Raw genomic sequence first — 23622 nt, 5'->3', positions numbered from 1 at the left:
TAAATGCTTACTAATAATAATCATACCAAGAACTTGATGAAGTGTCAGGACATAAGTACAAGTATCCTGTATAATTGACTAGGATAAAGTAAAGGGAATGGTATTAATCATGGCAAATCAGGTAATTAAAATTTTTTCACATAACGATTTAGATGGGTTCGGTGCTTCCCTCTTATTAGAAACTGTTAAAGCTGTAATGTTCCCTAATTGTGAGTTTGATCTCACAAATTGTGGAGCCGGGCGGATCGATGAGGAGTTTACTAAGTGGCTCCAGACCGCAGAAGCAAGTCGCACAACGGATGTTTATATCATGGATATGACCCCGGACAGTGATTACACCTTTAAACAGTTAAATATTAACTTTGCCAATCACTGGCTAGTATTCGATCACCACGAGACGGAAGCAGAGTTACGGAAACAGTATTCTGCCAATAGTATTCGTCCTGCTAACCCGAAAATTAATCCAAGTGCAACGAGTCTTGTTTGGGATTGGCTAAAAAAACAGCCTCACTTTACGGACCTAAGTGAGGAACGGCGCCAACAACTTGATTACCTGGTTGAACTTATTCGGGCATATGATACGTGGGACTGGCAAAATGATCCTGATATCAGTGAAGAAGAACGAGTTGCCGCGGATAACTTTGACCAACTATTTTGGTTCTACCCACTTCAGGACTCTGCATCATTTGTTGCAAACGTATTTAATGTAGGTTGGGAAGAGTACGCAAAGCAGAACCAACTTTTGATTAAGACCCTTAATGAGCGGCGGACAAAGTACCTAAAGAGCCACTTAAAAGATACCTTGATTACTAAAATTGATGGTCACCAATTAGGGCTGGTCTATGCTGATGACTATAAGTCCGAAATTGCCCACGAATTATTAATTCAGCATCCTGATGTTGAGGCTGCTTTGGTGGTTAGTCCAGTGAGTGTTTCGTTAAGAAGTAACGGAAAGTTGGATGTGGCAAAGTTTGCTGAGAAATACTTTAACGGTGGTGGTCATGCGGATGCAGCTGGTGGACGGCTCACTATTAACCCAATTGAGATTGGTGAGCAGGCCGTTGCCGATAACTTAGCTGAGGTAATTAAGAATAGCCAGCAAACAAAAGCAGAGAATAATACCGGAACCCTTGCGGATAACCTTGATCCTGAGGTTGCGGCTAAAATGGCACAATTATTTAAAAAATGACGAAACAGGCCCCAAATTTTAACTTTGGGGCCTGTTCTTAATTAATTTTCAGTAAGTCTTGTGGTTTGTGAAGTGGATAGTCCGCATTCTGGATACTTTGAGGCTGTGATGAACCATATAAAGCACCAGCAAATTTGATTCCAGCATTATGGGCAGCTTTCAGATCGTTAATGGTATCACCAACATAGACTGAATTTTCGGGACGGGCACCCATCTTTTTCATTGCCAACAGGATTGGGTCAGGATCGGGCTTGTGCTTACTAGTTAATTCTTCAGTTACAGCAACATCAAAGTATTTTGTCCAATCATAATCTTTTACAAAATGATCTTGGTAGTCTTCCCGAACTTTGGACGTTGCAATTGCTAATTTGGCGTCAGGTCGAGCGGCAAGATCCGTAATCATTTCTTTGATTCCAGGAAAAACTGTTACCAAGTCCTCACGTTGAAATGATAGTTTCCGCCATTCGTCAACCATTTCTGGAATATCATCTTCCTTAACCCCAGCTTGACGCAAAGAGTCAGTACCGGTAATTCCGAAGAGTTTCCGCTTTAATGAATCAACTTGGTCTTCGGGAACATGGTAGCCATGCTTTTCCATTACATCGATCATTGGTGGCATGTATTTCTCGTAAGTGTTGATGAGGGTCCCATCAATATCAAAAATGAAATTAGTAATTTGGTGTGCCATAAAGTAAACCTCGCAATCTTAAGTTTTCCAATCCCATTGTATAACAAATATGATCATGGATTAACCAATTGAATATGGATAAATAAAAAGACTAGTTAATCACCTAAAAAGGGATAAGCTAGTCTTTCATTGTTATGCTTGTTCGCACTCACGAATAAAGTCGGCTAGGTGCTTGTAGTAAACATCTGGATTATCAACCATATGGTGGTGACCACCATTTGGCGTAGTAACGAACTTAGCGTTTGGAATTAATTCTGCCATCTTCTTACCAGTAGCAAGTGGCATTGATTCATGTTCACCAAAGGTAACAAGAGTAGGAACCTTGATGTTCTTTAGTTGATCGCGGAAATGCCAATCCTTTAACTTCCCAGTGATGACAAATTCATTGTCTCCTTGGAAAGCATTGTAAACGGCATCCCCACCAATATCTTTAAGGTGGTAAAGCTTCGAAGGTTGTTTCCGGTCAATATAATTTTCATTCATTACTTGAACGTATTCTTGGTACTTTGGATTGCTGTAGTCGTTCTTAGCTTCGCATTCCTTCATAAAGTCAACCGCTTCCTTAGGAAGGGTCTTTTCCCGGAGAGCATTAACGTTCTTGACGTAATCATCGATCTCATCAACCATTGATGAGATAATAGCACCCTTTAAGTGTTGACCGTACTTAACAGCATATTCTTGAACGAGTAGACCCCCCCAACTTTGACCAATGAGGTAGAAATTATCGAGGCCAAGTTTTTCTCGGACTTCGTCAACTTCATCCAAGAAGTATTCATAAGTTAAGTACTTCTTAGCAATTTCAGGATCTGAATAATCTGGTTGGTCAGAATAAAGAGAACCAAGCTGATCATACATTGTAACTTGAACGTTCAATCCTTGTTTCTTTAACTGAGCGGCAGTATCCTCCCAGTATTCGTGGTTACCACCAGGGCCACCGTGAAGAGCTAAAAGGTGAATATCGCCTTCACCTTGAGTGTTTGTCCAAAGATGGTATCCATTATCTAGGGTAATGATCTTTGTTCCAGTTTTCATTTCTCCATCTCTCCTTTATTCGTATAATTTATACGATATACAAACTATTTTAGCACAGGATAAAGGGGCTTGTGAAAAATAATAGATTAGGGATAAGGATTATAGTGAGGTTACTCCCGGAATCATAAGAAAACTATCCTTAGTTTTAATGGTGTAAGTAATTTTTTCATTGCCACGAAGAGTAGCACCAAAATCGGTACTATAAATGATTAAACCAAGTTGGTGTCCTTTAAGTAGGTGGTGGAAGATTGGTTGAAGTTTAAAGTGTACTTTTACAAATTGATTTGCAGATAAATCATCAACTTCGGCGGCACTGTGGCGGTTTTGCAGGTTAATATGACCGTCCGCAATTACTTTAAAGTTGCTTAAGTTTGATTGCAACTTAAATTCACGAAGATCATCGCTTGCCCAATGGAAACCGAGTTGGAGACCGTTGTGGTTCATTAAGACTGGTGAAATCGTTAACCGTTTAGCATTTCCAAAGTCAACTAATTGTACACTGATCATTCCGTGATCTGTAGAAGCAGCAACCGTAACGTTAACTTCTGGAGTTCCGCGTAATAAAAGATCTTGATCAACTGGAGCAGTCTTTAAGTGGTAAGAAAACTTACCGTTGTCTTTAACTAAGGCGTTCTGCCAATCATTAATATTTTTGCACCATTTTTCAAATGTTTCTGGTGTTTGCTGGTCGTTAAAACGATATTCTGTAGAAAGTTGGGGATCATTTTCAGTTAATTCCGTCTTATTAAAGTAGAGGGTCTTTTTACTTCCAGCGGTCCATTGGTCGTATGTCCACCATGTTTCTGGTTGTGTATTATCTTGGACCAGAACCTTTGGCAATGTTTCATCAGCATGGTTATCTTGATCCCAAAGTTTGTTTGCTAGCCAGAGGTTCACCATTTCGGAAAAGTCGAGTGACTGGAATGCATTGATGTAAATATGCTGTCCTTGATGGAGAACTAGCTTACTGGTTACGGGAAGTTCTTGAAGGCCATCGTAGAGTGCTTTAACATTACTTGGTTTAACGTTTGTATCATTTAGGCCATGAACCATCATTACTGCAGCCTTAATGTTTTTGATGGCAGGACGGTAGTTTCGGCTAGCCCAGAAGTCGTTGTAGTTACCGGTCTTGCGATCCATTGCTTTAGCAAGACCAGCAATGTACTTGTTGTTCGTCTTCTCGATCCGGTGGTAGTCAGCAGGGCGTTTTGTTCGGCTAAACGTTTCGTCAGCTAGGACATCCGCATCTTCACCTTGGAAGCCGCCTGGTGCACGGACAAGACCATTTTCACGGTAGTAATCGTACCATGATGAAATTGCCGCTTCACTGATAATGGCCTTTAATCCTGGGACGGCAGTTGTAGCAACGGCTGTAGCGAGAGTTCCAAGATAAGAACGTCCGGTCATTGCAACGTTACCGTTACACCACCAGGCCTTGATTTGGATTCCACTATGGCGATCGGTAAATGCTACTCGATCACCATGAAGCCATTCAACGACAGCTTTCATGGAGTCAGTTTGTTCAGGAGAACCACAAGTCTGAAGGCCATCGGAGTCTTTAGTCCCAATTCCCGCAGAATAAACAATTGCGTAGCCGCGAGCAGCTAAGTAGTTATTGAGAGTATATGCTGGTGTTTCTGCAAAACTTTCCGTTGCGTGTTTACTTTCACCTTTAATTTCCTGATGAGTAAAATGCTGAGGGAATTTTGGCTCAGCAGGGGCAACCTCTCCTGCATTTTTATGGGTTAATGGATGATTAACGTGGTGAGTTACCTTCTCACCCCATTCATCGTTTGTTCCTTGGTTGTATGGACTGGCGGTGAAGACAGCGGGCACTTTTAAGCTGTTATTACTATCACTAGGGCGGAGGATTTCCACTTTAATAAGGTCTGCCTTGCCATCGTAATCGGTGTCCATATCAGTTTCAACGTAAACAACCTCACGGATAAACTTTGCCGGATCAAAAGAAGCGAGTGGTTTACCGTTAAAGTATATTGGCTTCTTGTAGGGTGGAAGACGGTATGACCAAGCCATGAAACCCTCGCTGGTTAGTTGATCGATAAATGACTGACCGTCCTTAGTACGGGTGTTAAGGAGAAGATAAAAAGCTTCTAAAACATCAGCAGTTGACCAGCTAGTATGCTGATTAAATGGTAACCCAATATGGGCCCAATCTTTGAGGGGATGGTCAATGTTGAAATCAACTCCTGGTTCGAAGTGGAGGAGCTGGAAAGCGACAAAGTAGAAAACTTCTGTGGTTAGTGGTAGGTCGTGTTCAAGCCATTCGTCAATTGCAAGGTCTGGAGTAGCCAGAAAATCATGGAGCCATTGGCGGATCGCGATCGGTTGTTCACTTGCCATATGGGTACGGGCAAGAAGGGTTAACCACATCTGTGACGGATCTAGTTCTGCTGCTTCATTCCCCCTTAGTAAATGCAACTTTTTTAGTTCACGAAATTTTTGTTCTAAACTTGTTTTAGCAATACTATATTGATTAATTCGCATGATGATCACCTTTTTTAAAAGAGAGTGTGAGTCCGTTAAAACTTTCCGGTGGCTAACGATTTCTCCACCGAACGACGAGCTTGTCGTCGGAGGGGGAGGTCGTTAGCTTGAGGAAAGTTAGGGCGAACACGTTTCGACAATGTATCCTAGAACTTCTAGCTCTAGTAAGTCCCTAGCGAACACGTTTTGACTGTGTAGCCTATCTCGGCAGTACCCAGTCGAATACACATATTTTTATTATATATCTAAATTGTCATTGCATTGTAACTACTGTCTCAATAAATAGAGAGTATAATTAATTGGCTACGATAGACGAATCAAATAAACCGTGAGGAAAGATTATGGGAAAAAATATCTTGGAATTTAAACATGTTGGTAAGCGTTACGATGATAATGTTGTTCTTCGTGATATTAATTTTGAGGTTGAAGTCGGAAAGTTTTATACACTTCTTGGCCCTTCAGGTTCTGGAAAAACAACAATTCTACGAATAATAGCTGGCTTTGATCAGGCTAGCAGTGGGGAAGTTCTTTTTGATGGACAACAGATTAATACTGTGCCAGCTAATCAGCGACAGGTAAATACTGTGTTTCAAGATTACGCGTTATTTCCCCACATGAACGTTGCTGAAAACGTTGCGTTTGGTCTTCAAATTAAGGGAGTAAAGAAGGCAGTAATCCAGCAACGGGTAAAGGAGGCTTTACACCTTGTTCGTTTAGACGGCTATGGTAATCGGGAAATTACGGCAATGTCCGGAGGCCAACGACAGCGAGTTGCGATTGCTCGAGCAATTGTAAATCGACCGAAAGTCCTCCTCCTTGATGAGGCTTTGTCTGCCTTAGATCATAAACTCCGAGTAGATATGCAGCGAGAATTACGGCAATTACAGCGGCAACTAGGGATTACCTTTATTTTTGTTACCCATGATCAGGAAGAAGCACTAGCGATGAGTGATCAGATCATGATTATTAACGATGGAAAGATTCAGCAGACCGGAACTCCTGTAGATATTTATGATGAACCGTTGAATCATTTTGTGGCTGAGTTTATTGGCGAAAGCAACATTATTCCTGGAGTAATGAAGAAAGATTATGTTGTCGATATTAACGGTCAAGACTTCGAATGTGTTGATGCTGGGATGAAGCCGAATGAAAAGGTAGAAGTTGTCATTCGGCCGGAAGATCTGGATATTACTTCAGTGGAGAAAGGGAAACTAAGGGTAATGGTTGATACACAGTTGTTCCGGGGTGTTGATTACCAGATTACTGCCCATGATCAACAGAACCACGAATGGACGATTAACTCGATCCATAAAACAACTGTGGGTGCAGAGGTAGGTCTCACATTTGATCCCGAAGATATCCATGTAATGCGGTATAACGAGTCTGAGAAAGATTTTGACGCCCGGCTTGATAGTTATGAGGAGGATGAGGATTAGTGCGACAAAAAACGATGTTCATCGTTCCATATGTGTTATGGATCATTCTTTTTGTAATTGCTCCGTTAGTACTGATTTTTTACCAATCTTTTTTTGATATTAATAACCACTTTACCTTATCCAATTATCATGACTACTTAACTTCGGCAACCTATCTCAAAATGACGCTTAATTCTGTTTGGTATGCCGCTTTAATTACCCTGGTAACTCTAGTAATTAGTTATCCGACTGCCTATGTTCTTACCCAGTTGCAGAACCGGCAATTCTGGTTACTGATCGTGATCTTACCAACATGGATTAACTTATTATTGAAAACGTATGCTTTTATCGGTCTTTTTTCACGGACGGGTTCAATTAATCACTTCTTGCAATTTGTTGGTTTGGGTAGTCATCAGCTTCTTTTTACAGATGCCAGTTTTATGTTTGTTGCGGCATATATTGAGATCCCGTTTATGGTCTTACCGATTTTTAATGCCTTGCTCGAAATAAAGCCATCTCTAGTAAATGCTAGTAGGGATCTGGGGGCAACCTCTTGGCAAATATTCCAGCGGATTATCTTACCTCTTTCAATGCCGGGAGTTAAGGCGGGGATTCAAGCGGTTTTTATTCCTTCGCTATCTCTCTTCATGATTACTCGCTTAATTGGTGGTAATCGGGTAATTACGTTAGGAACGGCGATTGAGGAACACTTCTTAACCACACAGAACTGGGGGATGGGGTCAACTATTGGGGTTGTCTTGATCTTGGCAATGTTTATTGTGATGTTTATTACTGGCGATACACGTGAGAAAGGGGGACGACACTAATGAAACAGAAACTTGCATGGAGCAAAATTTACTTAGGGTTAGTATTGATTATCTTGTATGTACCGATCTTGTATTTAATGATTTTTTCCTTTAGTTCTGGAAAGACAATGGAACGGTATCATGGATTTTCTTTTCAACACTATCTCGACCTGTTTGCCGATTCACGGATGATTACAATTGTAATTAATACGGTTCTTGTTGCTGTTTTGGCATCTTTGGTGGCAACGATTATTGGAACCCTTGGTGCGCTTGCAATCAAAGAAACTCATAGTCCCTGGAAAAACAGCTTATTATCATTAAATAATGTTTTAATGGTTTCACCAGATGTCATTATTGGAGCCAGCTTTTTGATCTTCTTTACCGTCCTCGGGATTCGCCTCGGCTTTGTCTCGGTTCTCCTTAGTCACATTGCCTTTTCAATTCCAATTGTCGTTTTGATGGTATTGCCGAAGATTAATGAACTTTCACCAACATTGGTTGATGCGGCTTATGATCTTGGTGCAACACGGTGGCAAGCATTATCCCGGGTAGTCTTACCAGCAATTTTGCCCGGAATTGTGGCAGGCTATTTTATGGCATTAACCTACTCTCTTGATGACTTTGCAGTTACTTTTTTTGTGACAGGAAACGGTTTTTCAACTTTATCAGTGGAAATTTACTCTCGGGCACGACAAGGAGTTAGCTTAGAAATCAATGCTTTATCAACGTTAATGTTCCTTGTTTCATTGATATTAGTGATCGGGTATTACTTCGTTAGTAAACATGCTGGGCGGCGTCAACGGATTGTGGCGATTAAGGAGGGAGATGCTCAATGAAAAAACTTTGTGGCGCTCTTCTAGGAATTATTGCACTGTGCTGTCTATTAGCATTAGGTGATTACATAATGAATCGCCAGAGTAATAGAAGTGGCGGAAAAACACTGACCGTTTATAATTGGGGAGATTATATCGATCCGGCTTTAATTAAGAAGTTTGAACGACAGACTGGTTATCACGTGGACTATGAGACGTTTGATAGTAATGAGTCAATGTTAACGAAGATTCGCCAAGGGGGAACGAATTATGATGTCGTAGTGCCGAGTGACTATACCGTCCAGCGAATGAAAAAGGAACATTTATTATTACTGTTAAATCATCGGAAACTAAGCAATTTACATTACATTGATCCCCAATTTTTGAATAAGCACTTTGATCCGGATAACAAATATTCGGTCCCGTATTTCTGGGGAACGCTAGGAATTATCTATAATGACCAAAAAGTAAGTGGTCAGGGTGTTCAACATTGGGAACAGTTATGGAATTCGCGACTAAAGAATAACCTATTACTGATTGATAGTGCGCGTGATGTTTTCGCAATGGCATTAATTACGCAGGGGAACTCAGTTAATACGACTAATTATCCAAAGTTAAAGCAGGCCCAACGCCATCTTCAGGCTTTAACGCCAAATGTTAAGGCAATCATTGCGGATGAGATGAAAATGTACATGGAACAGGATGAGGCAGCAGTTGGAGTAACCTATTCTGGGGATGCACGAGAAATGATGAGTGTTAACCACCATTTACACTATGTTGTTCCTAGTGAAGGAAGTAATATTTGGTTTGATAATATGGTAATCCCAAAATCAGCAAAGAATAAGCAGGGTGCTTACCAGTTTATTAACTTTATGCTCCAGCCAAAAAACGCGGCGAAAAATGCGGAATACGTAGGTTATGCAACTCCTAATCGCTCAGCCAAAAAATTACTTCCTCGTTCGGTAACTTCAGATCAACAATTTTATCCACCAGAATCGACAATGAAGCATTTACAGACTTATAAGGATCTTCCTCGACGAGTTCTTGGTGAATACAATGATTTGTTCTTGGAATTTAAGATGTTTAAAAAGTGAATATCAAAAAATGAGAAGCTGGGAATTAGGCTTTATAAGTTCGGAGAAGCTTAGTAACAGGATGAGGCCGGGAAAAACAAACTTTTTTCCGGCCTCTTATTTTTGAACAGTGTTATTAAATTGTATTATTTGATTCTTTGTTGGTTCATCTGTTTAACGAGGTATAAGATTGGTAATCCAACAATTACAATTCCGATGAAGAGCAGGACACCTGCGGGATCATTGAAAAGTTCACTAACGAGAACAAAGATTCCACCGCCAATTGCGATAATTGGTACAATTGGATAAAGCGGGGTACTGAAGGGACGCGGTCCCTTGTTTTTCTTTCTGAGAATAAAGATTCCGAAAAATGCCAAGAGATAAAAGCAGTAAACAGTGAAGACACAGAGATCCGAAAGGTGATCAGGATCAAAGAAGAACATCATCACCGTGGCCAAGACAACAATAAATAACGTAGCAACAACTGGTGACTTTCCCTTTGGCGTAACGAAAGAAAGAAAACGTGAGAATGGTAAATCACCACGGCGTGCCATTGCATAAACGATCCGGGGGAAGGTAATCATTTTTCCATTTAGTGTTCCCATCATTGAAATAATGATTCCGGCCGAGAGAAGCTTTCCCCCGATTGCACCAAAAGCTTTTGTCGCAAGATAAGCAGTTGCATTTTCACCAAGATGGTGGATTAAGTTAGCCGGCAAGAATTTGAGAATGCCAATCGTGATTAAGGTGTAAATTACCAAGACGGTAGTAATCCCCAAGACGATCGCTTTCGGGAGTAATTTTTGTGGGTTTTTCATTTCCCCACCAAGGTTAGCGATTAAGATCCAACCGTCATAACCAAAGAGAGTAGCGAGAACAGCAACACCAAAACCGCCAGTGGTGCGTTGAACTTCAGTAACAGTTTGTTCAAAGGCATGTTGATCTCCAAAGAGTAATCCAAAAATGATAATTGCTGCGATGGGGATCATTTTTCCAGCAGTCGTAATAATAGAAAAGATAGCTCCAACCTTATTTTCAAATAGGTTCATTATACCAATCGCGAGAACAGTAACTACTGCTAGGGGGATTCGCCATTCAGTCCCAAGGCCAAAGAAATTTGCCATTAAGATGCTCATAAAACCGGCAACCGATGCGATAATTGCTGGACCATATACGATTACTTGCATCCAACCGGCCAAGAAACCGAGAATTCTTCCATAAAGGTTCTCAATATAAACATAGAGCCCCCCGGTGTACGGCATCTGGGCCCCAATTTCAGCAATGGTTAGACCAGCGGTTAAGGTAATAATTCCACCAAATACCCAAGCAACAATGGCGAGGGTTGATGTGCCAGCACTATCAAGGACTGACCCCTGCTTAAAGAAGATTCCGGAACCAATAATTGTTCCCACGACAATCGAAATTGCCGACCAAAAACCTAATGACCGTTTTAATTCTTCTGTTGGTTGATTATTCATCGCCATTCCTCCAATTCAAAATCGGCACAATAAAAGCCGGGTCCATCTTAATCATCTGGAAGCTGCCAAATGATTAAGTGAACCCGGCATTATATTAAACCGTCCATAAGTACACTAAAATCACTCAGCCCCGAATAGAGCTAGAGGCTGAGGAGGAAGATTGTTGTAGTTGGTTGATGAACACTAACATGAACTTCCTCCTTCCGTGTACCTGATGTTTCTTAGAATACCATTAGAAAATTAATTTGGCAAGTCCTTGATTAAGATTGGATGCAAAAAGTCGTAAAATGAAGCCCTTCATTTTACGACTTTTAAACTTGTTAGTTGTTTAAGCTTTCTTCATTCTAAAGCGAATCCACTTATCCCCTTCAGTGAAAATCATGATCAAGCAGGAGAAGAGAATTACAGCACTCCATTCGATAAGATTGATGCCGGTAACGTGGAAAGCAGCTTGCATGAAGGGTACGTAAGTTAAGATTAATTGGAAGATCACCATTAATCCAATTATACTCCAGGCATTTTTATTAATGTCATTAATTTTCGTTAGACCATATTGTTCAGTTCGGATGCTGAAGAAGTAGAAGATTTTACTGATAACGATTGTGTTAATCATCATTGTAGTGGCACTAATTTCGCTGGCACCAGTACAGATGAACCATTCGTAACCGATTAAAGCAAAGATGGCCATTAATGAAGAAACGTATCCCATCTGGAAGAAGTCATGGGGGTTCATTAGGCGTTGAGTAATTGGTCGTGGAGACCGTTCCATAATCCCGTCCTCTGCCCTTTCAAAGACAAAAGCAAATTGGATTGTGATGGCAGCAATTAAGTTAATCCACAATAATTGTGCAGGTTGAAGAGGTACCTGTTGACCAGTCAAAATTGAAAAAGCAACAACTAACCCTTCAGCAAAGGATGTCGGCAATAGGAAGAGGATACTCTTCTTAATGTTGTCATAGATCCGTCGCCCTTCCTTGATCACGGCAGCCATTGTAGCAAAATTATCGTCACCAAGAATCATGTCCGCTGCGTCCTTAGCAACGTCGGTTCCCTTAATTCCCATTGCTACCCCAATGTCGGCTTTCTTTAAAGCTGGAGCATCATTTACTCCGTCACCAACCATGGCGGTAACCTGTTGCTGGTTTTGCAGAGCTTCCACGATTTCAAGTTTGTTTTGTGGGGTTGTTCGAGCGAAGACTTGGGTGTTAAGTGCAACTTTTTCTCGTTCCTTGATTGATAGTTTATCCCATTCAGCACCAGTAATGGCATTGATTGGACCATTAGTTAATCCTAGTTCTTTACCAATTGCCCGTGCAGTTTGTGGATCATCACCAGTAATCATCTTAACGTGGACACCAGCTGTATTCATCTTCTTGAGTGCTTCAATCACTTCTTCACGTGGTGCATCAAGAAGGGCAGCTAACCCAAGAAGCTTAATTCCACGGTACAAGTGGTCGTGTTCAATTTCAGTTATGTTTTTACCTTTTGGTACGGGTTGGTAACCAACAGCGATCACCCGTTTACCAGCGCTTGACCAGTCGTTAACCCGTTTTTGCCACTTAGCAAGGTCAAAGTTAGGATCTTCCTTTTGAGCCATTTCAAATAACTTATCTGGAGAACCCTTAATAAAAATTACCTTTTTGTGACTTTCTTGGTTTTCAGTTAATTCAGCGATGTACCGGTAGTCGGAGTCAAATGGTAGCAAGTCAATTTCTGAATACTGGGACTGGTGCTGTGGCCCATATGCCTTATGATAAAGCGTTAAAAAGGCGCCATCAGTCGGTTCACCGTTAATATGCCATGCACCATTGTTTTCACTCAAGACAGTGTCGTTTGCTTGATAACCAGCTTCCACGAAGAGCTTTAATTGGTCAGTAAGTGGTGCTTTCTTACCGTTAAGATTGATTTCTCCATTTGGTGCGTAGCCAGTTCCTGAAACCTGGTAGAATTGATTGCCAACCCATAATTCAGTCGCTGTCATTTCATTTTTAGTCAATGTCCCCGTCTTATCAGTCGCAATGATATCTACAGAACCAAGAGTTTCAACGGCTGGCATCGATTTAATGATTGTCTTGTACAGCTTGGCCATCTTACTAATCCCAAATGCCAGAATTACGGAGGTAATGGCCGGAAGCCCTTCAGGAATTGCACCAACAAGCATTGCAACAACCGCAAGGGCTAAAGCGGGTAATGAGTAAAGCTTCAGTATGAAACCAATGATGAAGACAATGATCGACGTGGTGATGGTAATGTAGGAAACCACGGTTCCAACGTGATCAATTTCCTTTGTCAATGGGGTCTTCTTCGTCTTAATGTGAGCGACTTCTTGGGAGATTTTCCCAATTTCAGTTTGTTCAGCCGTTGCTACTACAACACCGAGACCACTCCCGCTGGTTACGGAAGTTGAGGCATAAGCCATGTTAACCCGATCCGCTAATGGAACGTCATTATCAGTAAGTACTTCATCGGTCTTAATTACTGAATTAGTTTCCCCAGTTAATGCGGATTCTTCAATTCTTAGGTTATCTGCAGAAACAATTCGTAAATCGGCTGGGACATTATCTCCAGCTTCAAGGAAAACAACATCCCCAATTACCAAATCCGCAGCGTCAATATCTTGTCGCTTCCCATCGCGGTAAACTGTTGCTTGGTTTGCCATCATTTCCTTAATTTTTGCTAAGGCGTTAGCTGCACTGGTTTCTTGGAAGTAGCCGATGAGGGAATTCAAGATCACCACGGCACCGATAACGATGGCATCCGTGTAGTGACCAATGATTACGGTCAATAAGGTTGCCACTAACAAGATATAAATTACGATGTTATTAAATTGGCGAAGAAAGATCTTCCACTTTGGCGTTGACTTTACTTTCAGGACGTTCTGACCATCTTCAGCGAGTTTTTGCTTCACCGTTACGTCACTTAAACCTTGAGTAAAGTCCGTTAAGTTAAACTCTTTTTTCAACGCAGTAATAGTTAGTTGATATTTCTCTTTCATTTTGTTCCCCTTAATAACTTCTCTAAAGCAATGGCACGGGGTTCCCATCCCCGTGATGAATATAAAAATACTTTGAGCTAGATTACTTTAATCAATCCCTTTCTTATTTTTCGTAAGAATATTATACCATTATGATTGAGAGTGAAAGCTACTGTTAACGGATTCTTAGCGAATAGTTTGCTGAAAATTCACATTAAAAAGTGGAATGTGAGGTAACTATTAATCCCTATTCAGGTAATATACAAAATGGCCATCAGTGTTGGATTTGCCAGCACTGATGGCCATTTTGTACTTGTAGGGCGTGAGGATGCAGTTATAATTAACTTCTTTCCCTATCCTAATGTTCTAAATTTTTTTGGTTTAACTTACTATGATGGTAGCCATAAGCGAAGTAGACAATGATCCCGATGGTAAACCAGATTCCTGCACCAATGTAGGTTTCTAGTTGTAGTTGGGTCATCATTCCAAGGCAAAGGAAACCAGAGAGAATCGGGATGAAAGGGTAAAAAGGAACCTTGAAGCCTCCCCGGTTACCAATATCTTTCCGCCGCCGAAGAGGGATGATCCCAAACGAGACAAGCGTGAAGGCAAATAAGGTTCCAATGTTAACTAAACTAGTTAATTGCTCGAATGAAACCAAGCCCCCCATTGCAGCAATGATAATCCCGACAATCCATAAGGCGACTTGTGGAGAGCGACTCTTAGGATCTAACTTTCCTAAGAAAGCAGGTAAGAGACCGTCCCGACCGACTGCGTAGATTAATCGTGAGCTGGAGTAAATCATTGCCACCATCATGGTGAACATTCCAATTAAGGCTCCGATTGATAGGAGCTCCGCTAGCCAGTTCTGGTGAACTAGTTGGAGGGCATAGGATACTGGATTGGCAACATTTAACCGAGTGTAATGAACCATCCCAGTTAAGATAATTGCTACTCCCATATAGAGGACGGTAACAACTGCTAATGTTCCAATAATCCCTAGAGGCATGTTTCGTTTAGGGTTTTTAACTTCCGCCGCCGAACTAGAAACGCAATCAAATCCTAGGTAAGCGAAGAAACTAATCGTTGCCCCATGCACAACCCCACTCATATGGTAAGGGAGGAAGGGGTGGTAATTCTTCGGTTTAATGAAGAATAAGCCCGCAACAATGAAGATAATGATGATTGCTACTTTAATTGCCACCGCAATATTATTGATTCGTACAGATGACTGCAGTCCACGAGATAGCATGAACGTAATAAGGAGGACGATTACAACCGCGACGATGTTAATATAGGTACCGTGTGCGGGGGCAAAAGGTCCTGATAAAGCATAGGGAACTTTTAACCCAAAGCTTGCGATAAAAGAGTTAAAGTAGGCTGCCCACCCCGTTGAAACTGACGCTACGGAAAGCATGTATTCAAGAACTAATGCCCAGCCAAGAAGCCAGCCAAAAAATTCACCGAACACCACGTTACCATAGGAGTATGCACTACCGGCAACAGGAAGTGCTGATGCGAACTCGGCATAACACATTGCGGCCAATGCACAAACAATTGCAGAAAGTAAGAAGGAGAGGGATACCCCTGGTCCAGCTTGCTCTGCTGCAATAGTCCCGGGAAGAATGAAAATCCCGGTACCAATAATGGTTCCAATTCCGATTGCCATTAAATCGCGAGCGGTCATTGATTTAACGAATAACTTATCCGCACCAAGATAACGATCAAGACTTTCTTTTCGGAAAATGTTTAAGCCCATCTTTAACCCACCTTTGCTATAATAAATTTAGCGACAGGAGTAATACCTGTCGCACATACTAAATATAATACATTTGGTTAATATTAAAAGTCAATGAGAAAAATTAGATTAATTTTAAGAGGAGTTAATCGACTATGGCAATTGAAATTACTAGTGGTGCTGTTGTTTATCGGAAAAATAATGGCGAAATTGAATACTTATTACTAGAAAGCCAAAATAAGGGACACTTTTGGGGATTTCCTAAAGGGCATGTTGAAGGAAACGAAACACTAGAAGAGACGGCTAAACGAGAAATTAAAGAAGAAACACAACTAGTATTACCAATTGATACTAGCTTTCATGTTTATACAGAATATAATTTACCCAACGGTAACCGGAAGCAAATGACCTTGTATACCGCTGATCTAACACAGAGCGAAGATATTCATTTGCAAGCCGAAGAAATTAAAAATTGTGGTTGGTTTAACTATGCGGAGGCTCGTGAGCGTTTGACGTATGATAATTTGAAACAGTTACTTGATCAAGTTAACGAGCACTTAACAAAGTAAAATGAGAACCGGAAAAGTATTTGTGATCGCGGGGGCAGCTGGTTCGGGTAAGACAACGGTAGCAAAGTTTCTCCATGATCGTTACCATATGGAACGGGTAATTACCCATACAACACGCGCTGCACGTCCCAATGAACATAATGGATTTGATTATTATTTTGAAACGTCAACTTCAATGAAAAAACTGCATCTATTAGAGTCGGTTGAATATGATCATCGCCTTTATGGTTCATCGTTGGAGGGATTAGCGGCTGGATGGCAAAAGGGACATGATGACGTCATTGTCCTGGATACTAAAGGAGCATTTACTTATCATCAAAAGTTGGGTGATCAAGCAGTAATTATCTTTTTAACGGTGAGTCAGATTACCTCCTTAACACAACGAATGATAAAACGTGGTGATGACTTATCCGCTATTCATTCACGATTGAATAGCGCAGAGTATCACCGTGATCTTCATTTACCAGACAATTTAAAAGGAATTGCCAATGTAGTTATAAATGATTCGTGGCCGCAAACAGTTGCTCAATTGGAACAAATTATTAAACAAACTAGTTTAGAAAATAGGTAGACTATGATAGAATGATTTTCTTATTAGGAGGTGGCATTATTGATGACCCTCGTAGAACAAGCTCACAAAATCTTGAAAAATAACGGTTCGCGTTGGACCAAGCAACGACAGCAAATGATTGAGATTTTGGCAGAGTACCCTGATCACTACATTGACTTTACTGACGTTGACCAACGCTTGCGAAAGGATAATCCGGGACTTAGTTATGGGACTGTCTACCGCAATCTTAAAGAGTTTGAAAGTTTAGGAATTGTTGAGACCCGTCAAGCTGATGAACAAATGCAGGTTAAAGTTTGTTGTGATTCAAACCATCACCATCACTTTATTTGTGATGTTTGTGGTCGGGTACAGGAGATTCAGATTCCACCGATTGACTATGCCTTTTTTGCTAAGCAGTTGCCAGGAGCTCAAATTAATGACCATACGTTTGAACTACATGGTATTTGTGCTAATTGTCAAGCAACAAGGAAAACGAAAAAATAATTTCAATCTTCCTTAATGTTTATGGAAGAAAAAAGCGAGTATGATAGGTTGTAGAAAAGGAGTATTTATTTATGTCAAATAAGATCCCACCTTTCGTTACCCCCTTTGCTTTGTTTTCAATTGTTTTAGCATTAGGGGCAACAAACGTTGTAGTTAACCACGCGACGCATACCTCTGAAGGTGCACGAGTAAGTTCAACTTCATCAGTTAACCGGCGAATGGATTCTGATGATAGTAGTGCGCTTAGTAGTTCATCTTCACAACAGGATAATGACAGTCAGCAATCTTCCAGTACTCGGAGTCAGAATAATAATTCAACTGCTCAAGAGAATCAGGATAATACGGGAAATGTTACTGAAGGTTCATCATCAACCACTACTACGCATACGCAAAGTAAAGAAAACAGTGGTGGAAATACGTCAACTGGTAACGAAAACCAGACTACTCAATCAAATGGTGGTCAGAGTGCTAATACTCAGACTACAACAAATAATCAATAAGCGGGGTGAACCTAACAGATGTTCAGTTTTCTCGATATGATTAACTCGTCGTTAAGTTACTTCAATCTGGATGTTAAATTAAAGAACCGAATATATACTGCTCTAGCAGCCCTAGGAGATATTTACTTGGTATATGTAACTTTCCGTTTATTTATAAATCACGCATGGATGCGGGGATTCTTGTACTGTCTAGCAATGATGGCAATTACATACTTTATTTATGTTAACTTTGTCTTCTACTTCTTAGGCAAGACATCACAATTTGACTTTTTATCTCCCCGAATTGCTAAGGTGACAGGACAAAAGTTTGCGGAAAATAGCCAACTACAATCAGGTCGACCAGGAGCTCGCTACTCAACAGGGCTAGCTAACCAGTCAAACGGGCTTTTTACTGGTGCGGATACGATTCCAGCGGTAGTTGAAATTGACTCTAAGGAGCAGGAAAACTTGCAGAAAGTGGTTGATCAGCTCCTAACAGAAAAAGTCTTTATTAATGATTTTGATGGAATGGGGGAGCGGGAAATTATCCGCCAGTATCAAGAAACGAATAAGCCAGTTCAGGCATTGAATACTGAGTCAATCCCGCCGTTCTTTGAGTTAGTTCATGATCCTCTTCGTCACCGTCTTGAGATCTATATGGGAATGAACCAAATGGAACGGCGACCTGTTGGGCATATTACGAAGATTGGTTTGACGGATGTTCATGAGGCCCACCAAAAATACCGGATTTACTTGGCAAACTTAGTCGTTGTTGGTGGGCCGAATAAGATTCCTGGCCGGAGTGGCACAACAATTATGACAACTGCTGACTATGGATTGAAGGCTCAAGTCGCTTACCGTGAACGAACTCCTAAACATAATTAAATAAAGAGCTGTATGGTAAAACTATTGTCTTAATTTTGTGAGACAATAGTTTATTTTTGTCTTATTCTGATATAAATGTGCCAAATTAACTCTGTTGTCTATTTTTGATACGATTTACAATGCTTATTGTAAAATTAGAGAAAAGGGGGAAAGACTGGTGCGAGTCACAAGAACGGTGCGCGATTTTCAAAATGCATTACTAACTTTACTTGAAGAACATTCCTTTGAGTATTTAACCGTTGACCAGATTTGCCAAGAGGCATTATTACACCGAAGTAGCTTCTATCGCTACTTTCGGGATAAATATGATCTATTAGAGCAGACCCTCCGGACACAGGTTAATCGGTTAGTTGATAGTAGTGATTCTGAAGATGATTTAATCAAGCAATTGATTTATTACGTCAATGACCATAAGAATGTTTTTCGGCATTTGTCTTCTGAAAATGCCCATAATTCGCTGTATGCTGAAATGATGCATATTTTAAGCCAAATTATGTTGGAACGTCGGCAAGAAAAAAGCAATGATCCAATTATTAAACTACTACAGCAAACCGATGATCCAGAAATGTTGGCGTACGTATTAAGTGGTGCATTAATCGGCACATTTTACTGGTGGCAAGGCAATAATTATGATGTCTCAATTGATCACGTGATTGATTTTGCTAAACGTTCAATGCAATCACTTTCGGCTAACTGATGTTTGAGACAATACAGTAAATATTTAGGGGATAAGAGGAGAATATAAATGTGGAATGCGGTTAAAGCGGAATTTAAGAATATTCTGCACAATCGACTTTTGTTAATCTCCACTACCGTTATTTGTATTATCCCGTTCCTTTACAGTATCTTCTTCTTGAAGTCTGTTTGGGATCCATACGGGAGTACTGAAAACTTACCGGTAGCGGTTGTTAATAAGGATGTCCCAGTTGAATATCGTGGACAAACGATGGATGTTGGGAATCGAATGGTAAAACAATTAAGGAAGAATAAGCAATTAAAGTGGGAAATCGTTTCATCTGAAAAAGCGCATTACGGTTTAACCCACCGCAAGTATTACACTGTTGTTACGATCCCCAAGGACTTCTCGAAGGACGCAACAACGGTTCTTGATAAGCATCCTCAACAAATGCAATTGAAGTACGAAACTAATGGTTCATTAAACTACATTGGTCAAGTAATTAGTGAAGTGGGGATGACCAAGCTAAACGAAAAGATCAGGGCACAGGTTACTCAAGCTTATGCAACAGCAATGTTTAAGGCCCTGCATACCGTTGGTAAGGGGATGAGCACTGCGGCTAATGGTGCTCAACAACTAAGCACCGGTCTGGTTACCCTGCAAAGTGGGACTAATCAATACGTTGCCGGGGTTTCTCAAGTTAATAATGGTGTTCAAACGCTTCGGGTAAGTGTTGCTCCATTAACTGCTGGGGCGCAACAATTAGCATCTGGTAGTCAAACGCTTGCCAACGGAATTCGCCAATATACTGGTGGTGTTGGTCAACTTGCTGCTGGTTTAAGTCAATTAAACGCCAATTCTGGTGCTTTGAATTCAGGTGCAAGTCAATTGCAAAGTGGTTTGGGACAATTAAGTAGTAATTCCGGCTCTTTGAAGAGTGGTGCAGCCCAAGTTGCCGCTGGTAATGCTAAACTAAATAGTACTATCACAACTATGCTTCCACAGATTCAAAATCAGATGGGAGCAATGTCTGGAGATATTAGTGCAAAAGGACAAGCGCTTAACAATGCTTTAACACCAATTGCTCAAACTGGACCTCAACTTAAACAACTTTCTTCGCAGTTAGGTAATTTAAGTAGTGAAATTGACCAAATAAAATTACAGGTATCTACTGGTGGAAATAGTAATCATAATCAGAGTGCTGAGTTAAGTGCAGCAGCTAACGCACTTAATGGCGTTGAAGCAACAGATAAATCTAAACAACAAGCAATTAAAAATGCACAAGATGTGTTGAATGCGGCAGCTAGTGCAAGTTCGGGAAATAGTCAACAACCCGAATTGGTTACTTCTCTTGAAAAACTACAAAGTAATGTGAACAAATTACAACAAGCTGTTGATCAATCAGCCACAGGTGCAGATCAAAGTGCCTTAGATGTAAAAAAGGCTGCGAATGATTTGCAAGCTAGTTTAAACAGTATGCAAACCCAAACCGGTTCTTCATTAAATGAAATTTCTGGTAAATTACCTGAAATTCAAAAATTGACTGATGGAGCGGCCAAACTGAATGCCGGTGTTAACGAATACACTAATGGTGTTGATACTGCTGCTGCCGGTGCTGGCACGCTTACTTCTGGAATTAACCAATACACTGCCGGTGTTGCTCAAGCGGGTGCCGGTGTTGGTCAATTAACTGCTAACTCTGGTCAATTGAACTCCGGTGCTGGTCAACTTGCTGGCGCACTTGGTCAATTAAACGGGCAGGTACCAGCATTGACTGCTGGTGTTAACCAATTAGCTGCTGGTACTCAACAATTAGTTGATAATTCACCTGCATTAGTTCAGGGGATTATTAAGCTGAATGCTGGTGCTTCCAAGTTATCTTCTGCCCTTGGTAAGGGTGCGAAGACGATTAACGGTATTAAGACTTCACCACGAACAGCTAAGATGATTGCTGAACCATCAGTTGAAAAGCACACTAATTACAGTTACGTACCAAACTATGGTCACGCATTGGCACCTTATGTATTATCAGTTGCCTTGTATGTTGGTATGCTGGTCTTCAACTTTGTTTACCCAATTCGGCGGGTTGCGGATCGAAATGCTTCTGCAACCGCATGGTGGTTTAGTAAGGTTGTTGTCGGTGGTCTAGCAGCAATTGCCATGGCTGTTGTAGAATGTGGAATCATGATGATGTGCGGTTTGACCGTTGAACATGTTCCTTCATTCTTTACTACAACGATCCTCTTCGGGCTTGCTTCGGTAGCCATTGTTATGTTCTTATCAATGACATTTGATAACCCTGGTCGATTTGTGGCCATGGTTCTCTTGATGTTACAACTAGGTGGTTCCGGTGGGACATTCCCAATGGAAGTTACCATGAAGTTCTACAATGTCATCCACTGGTACTTACCAATGACTTACTCAATTCTTGGTCTTCGTGATTCGATTAGTGGTGGTCTAGGAGCACATTATACTTTATTCTGTAATCTTGTTCTTTTGGCAATTGCGGTTGTCTTTAACCTCCTTCTCTTGTTAACAATGAAAGGAATTGCATCCCATGAGTTTCGCGCACCAACTGTTGAAAGCATGAAAGCTAACCAACATGGTCCAATGGGTAAGGGCGATGGCTTTACCTCAGATGGTAAAAATTAATAAGCTTTAAATAAACGAGTTCAGACAATCGATAATTATCGATATCTGGACCCGTTTATTTGATTAAAAAGAGAATTAGGGATAAGTTCTTTTCTTATTCAACTTTTTTATCAATGATAAAATATGTAATGTAAACACTTACGTATATAAATGGATAGATAAAGGATGGGATTATAAAGTGAAGTTAATTATGTTTGGCGTCGATGATAAGGAAGTTCCTTATGCTAAAGAGTGGGCAGAAAAAACCGGAAATGAAGTTAAGATGGTTGAGGAACAACTCAATTCAGCAAACGTTGATTTAGTTGATGGTTACGACGGAATTTCTGTTTTACAAACTAGTAAGATTGATGATCCAGCGATTTATGCTAAATTAAAGCAATTTGGGATTAAGCAATTATCAACTCGGACAGCAGGATACGATGTGTTTGATCTTGAATTGGCAAAGAAAAACGGCTTGAAGATTACCAATGTTTCTATTTACTCACCACGGGCAATTGCTGAGATGGGGTTAACTCATGCAATGTATCTTTTGCGGAAAATTGGTGAATTTAAGCAACGGATGGTAAATGATGCAGACTTTCGCTGGAGTGAGGATTTAGTTAGTGGTGAAATTTATAATCAAACAGTTGCTATTGTTGGTCTAGGACACATTGGTGGGGCAACTGCCCAAATCTATAAGGCCCTGGGTGCACGTGTAATTGCGGTTACTCGGGAAAACAGCGTCGTTTATGCACCATACGTGGATGAGTTTGTTGACTTAGAAACTGCACTAAAAGAAGCTGATATTATCACTATTCATGTTCCGTTGACTACAAGTACAGAGAATATGTTTGCGGCTCCACAGTTTAAGAAGATGAAGAAAAAAGCTATTCTTATCAATATGGCTCGAGGCAAGGTAGTTAACACTGCTGATTTGATTGATGCATTGAGGAACAACGAAATTGGTGGAGCAGGTCTTGATACATTGGGTGATGAAACGACCTATTTTAGTAAGAAGGTTGCTCCAGAAGAGGTTCCAGCCGACTTTAAAGAACTAGTTAAGATGCCAAATGTAGTTGTTACACCTCATGTGGCTTTCATGACTGATACGGCAGTTCGTAATATGGTTCTGGTTAGCCTAAATGATACTGCGGCAATCGTGGAAGGAAAAAGCGTTAAAAATGAAGTTCGTTTAAATTCATAATTAATAAAGATAGTGGTGGATGGAAGGCGTAGAAATGCTATTTTAACAGTGATTCTCCGCCTTTTATGTTCTTTAATAAAAAGTTAATAAGTATTAATGATTTCATAAGTAAAGTAACAAGGTGTCGCTAATGAAACCGCTTCTTGCTATAATTAAACCATCAAATAAAGTTACTAGCCACAGTCACTCAAATAGACGAAAGGAGAGTCGGTTATGACTAGCAAGAAGAGTATTAAAAATAGAATTTTCGGAAAACTAAAACAGGTTGAGGGCAAGTTGAGTCAGGACAAGCTTCGTGAGACAGAAGGAAAAGTCCAAGTCACACATGGTAAGGCACAAGCAGAGGCAGAAAAATTAAAGAAAAAGGTTGCCAAGGAAAAAGCTAAACTAGCTGAATAAAAAAGGAGGAATAAT

Annotated in this window: 20 protein-coding genes; 14 read left to right on the top strand and 6 right to left on the bottom strand. The window is 40.6% G+C overall.

All coding sequences use genetic code 11. The features are described 5' to 3' along the window. Positions 1 to 109: 109 nt before the first annotated feature. The gene (locus H5R64_RS06735; protein ID WP_182580761.1) at positions 110 to 1189 is read left to right on the top strand and encodes a DHHA1 domain-containing protein; all 1080 of its coding nucleotides are present in this window, start codon (positions 110 to 112) and stop codon (positions 1187 to 1189) included. Positions 1190 to 1226: 37 nt separating this feature from the next. Here the strand turns inward: H5R64_RS06735 and H5R64_RS06730 are convergent, their stop codons facing one another. From H5R64_RS06730 to H5R64_RS06720, 3 genes are all read right to left on the bottom strand, one after another. Then, the gene (locus H5R64_RS06730) at positions 1227 to 1877 is read right to left on the bottom strand and encodes an HAD family hydrolase (RefSeq protein ID WP_182583099.1); all 651 of its coding nucleotides are present in this window, start codon (positions 1875 to 1877) and stop codon (positions 1227 to 1229) included. A 132-nt stretch (positions 1878 to 2009) separates the two neighbouring features. Continuing rightward, positions 2010 to 2909 carry a proline-specific peptidase family protein gene (locus H5R64_RS06725; protein WP_182580763.1) on the bottom strand — a complete coding sequence of 300 codons (900 nt, stop codon included), beginning with the start codon at positions 2907 to 2909 and terminating at the stop codon, positions 2010 to 2012. 99 nt (positions 2910 to 3008) lie between these two features. Then, positions 3009 to 5414 (bottom strand): Xaa-Pro dipeptidyl-peptidase, encoded by a 2406-nt coding sequence (locus tag H5R64_RS06720; RefSeq protein WP_182580764.1) that lies wholly within the window; start codon positions 5412 to 5414, stop codon positions 3009 to 3011. A 341-nt stretch (positions 5415 to 5755) separates the two neighbouring features. Between H5R64_RS06720 and H5R64_RS06715 the strand changes: the two genes are divergently transcribed. Genes H5R64_RS06715 through H5R64_RS06700 form a run of 4 tightly spaced genes read left to right on the top strand, consistent with a single transcriptional unit; the run spans position 5756 to position 9541 of the window. Then, positions 5756 to 6850: an ABC transporter ATP-binding protein gene (locus H5R64_RS06715; protein WP_182580765.1), complete on the top strand. Its 1095-nt coding sequence runs from the start codon at positions 5756 to 5758 to the stop codon at positions 6848 to 6850. Beyond that, on the top strand, positions 6850 to 7656 hold the full coding sequence (locus tag H5R64_RS06710; RefSeq protein WP_182580766.1) for an ABC transporter permease: 807 nt from the start codon (positions 6850 to 6852) through the stop codon (positions 7654 to 7656). The genes H5R64_RS06715 and H5R64_RS06710 overlap by 1 nt, the downstream gene beginning before the upstream one ends. Further along, positions 7656 to 8471, top strand: a complete 816-nt coding sequence (locus H5R64_RS06705; RefSeq protein WP_182580767.1) for an ABC transporter permease — start codon at positions 7656 to 7658, stop codon at positions 8469 to 8471. The genes H5R64_RS06710 and H5R64_RS06705 overlap by 1 nt, the downstream gene beginning before the upstream one ends. Continuing rightward, positions 8468 to 9541, top strand: a complete 1074-nt coding sequence (locus H5R64_RS06700) for an ABC transporter substrate-binding protein (protein ID WP_182580768.1) — start codon at positions 8468 to 8470, stop codon at positions 9539 to 9541. Before H5R64_RS06705 ends, H5R64_RS06700 begins: the two co-directional genes overlap by 4 nt. A 125-nt stretch (positions 9542 to 9666) precedes the next feature. Here H5R64_RS06700 and H5R64_RS06695 read toward each other — a convergent pair whose 3' ends face one another. From H5R64_RS06695 to H5R64_RS06685, 3 genes are all read right to left on the bottom strand, one after another. Next, positions 9667 to 10998, bottom strand: a complete 1332-nt coding sequence (locus H5R64_RS06695) for an APC family permease (protein ID WP_182583097.1) — start codon at positions 10996 to 10998, stop codon at positions 9667 to 9669. Positions 10999 to 11326: 328 nt separating this feature from the next. Then, on the bottom strand, positions 11327 to 13993 hold the full coding sequence (locus H5R64_RS06690; protein WP_182580770.1) for an HAD-IC family P-type ATPase: 2667 nt from the start codon (positions 13991 to 13993) through the stop codon (positions 11327 to 11329). 337 nt (positions 13994 to 14330) lie between these two features. After that, positions 14331 to 15731 (bottom strand): APC family permease, encoded by a 1401-nt coding sequence (locus H5R64_RS06685; protein WP_182580771.1) that lies wholly within the window; start codon positions 15729 to 15731, stop codon positions 14331 to 14333. Between the two features lie 134 nt (positions 15732 to 15865). On the opposite strand from H5R64_RS06685, the gene H5R64_RS06680 reads away from it, so the two are divergent. The 9 genes from H5R64_RS06680 (at position 15866) to H5R64_RS06640 (ending at position 23607) form a co-directional block, all read left to right on the top strand. Continuing rightward, positions 15866 to 16279: a bis(5'-nucleosyl)-tetraphosphatase gene (locus tag H5R64_RS06680; RefSeq protein WP_182580772.1), complete on the top strand. Its 414-nt coding sequence runs from the start codon at positions 15866 to 15868 to the stop codon at positions 16277 to 16279. A gap of 1 nt (position 16280) precedes the next feature. Further along, the gene (locus tag H5R64_RS06675) at positions 16281 to 16850 is read left to right on the top strand and encodes a guanylate kinase (RefSeq protein WP_182580773.1); all 570 of its coding nucleotides are present in this window, start codon (positions 16281 to 16283) and stop codon (positions 16848 to 16850) included. A 39-nt stretch (positions 16851 to 16889) separates the two neighbouring features. After that, the gene (locus H5R64_RS06670; RefSeq protein WP_182580774.1) at positions 16890 to 17333 is read left to right on the top strand and encodes a Fur family transcriptional regulator; all 444 of its coding nucleotides are present in this window, start codon (positions 16890 to 16892) and stop codon (positions 17331 to 17333) included. Between the two features lie 71 nt (positions 17334 to 17404). Then, a complete protein-coding gene (locus H5R64_RS06665; protein WP_182580775.1) occupies positions 17405 to 17833 on the top strand; it encodes a hypothetical protein in 429 nt (142 codons plus the stop codon). An 18-nt stretch (positions 17834 to 17851) separates the two neighbouring features. Beyond that, on the top strand, positions 17852 to 18697 hold the full coding sequence (locus tag H5R64_RS06660; RefSeq protein WP_182580776.1) for a DUF6681 family protein: 846 nt from the start codon (positions 17852 to 17854) through the stop codon (positions 18695 to 18697). 157 nt (positions 18698 to 18854) lie between these two features. Continuing rightward, complete coding sequence (locus H5R64_RS06655) at positions 18855 to 19394, top strand: TetR/AcrR family transcriptional regulator (RefSeq protein ID WP_182580777.1); 540 nt, start codon at positions 18855 to 18857, stop codon at positions 19392 to 19394. Between the two features lie 48 nt (positions 19395 to 19442). Then, complete coding sequence (locus tag H5R64_RS06650; protein ID WP_182580778.1) at positions 19443 to 22025, top strand: YhgE/Pip domain-containing protein; 2583 nt, start codon at positions 19443 to 19445, stop codon at positions 22023 to 22025. A gap of 178 nt (positions 22026 to 22203) precedes the next feature. Further along, a complete protein-coding gene (locus tag H5R64_RS06645; RefSeq protein WP_231797931.1) occupies positions 22204 to 23208 on the top strand; it encodes a D-2-hydroxyacid dehydrogenase in 1005 nt (334 codons plus the stop codon). A gap of 213 nt (positions 23209 to 23421) precedes the next feature. Beyond that, positions 23422 to 23607: a CsbD family protein gene (locus H5R64_RS06640; protein WP_182580779.1), complete on the top strand. Its 186-nt coding sequence runs from the start codon at positions 23422 to 23424 to the stop codon at positions 23605 to 23607. Positions 23608 to 23622 lie beyond the last annotated feature (15 nt).

Origin of the sequence: Limosilactobacillus fastidiosus (genome assembly GCF_014145505.1) — a bacterium.
GTDB classification, from domain to species: Bacteria; Bacillota; Bacilli; order Lactobacillales; family Lactobacillaceae; genus Limosilactobacillus; species Limosilactobacillus fastidiosus.
This window is presented reverse-complemented; position numbering and strand designations above follow the sequence as displayed.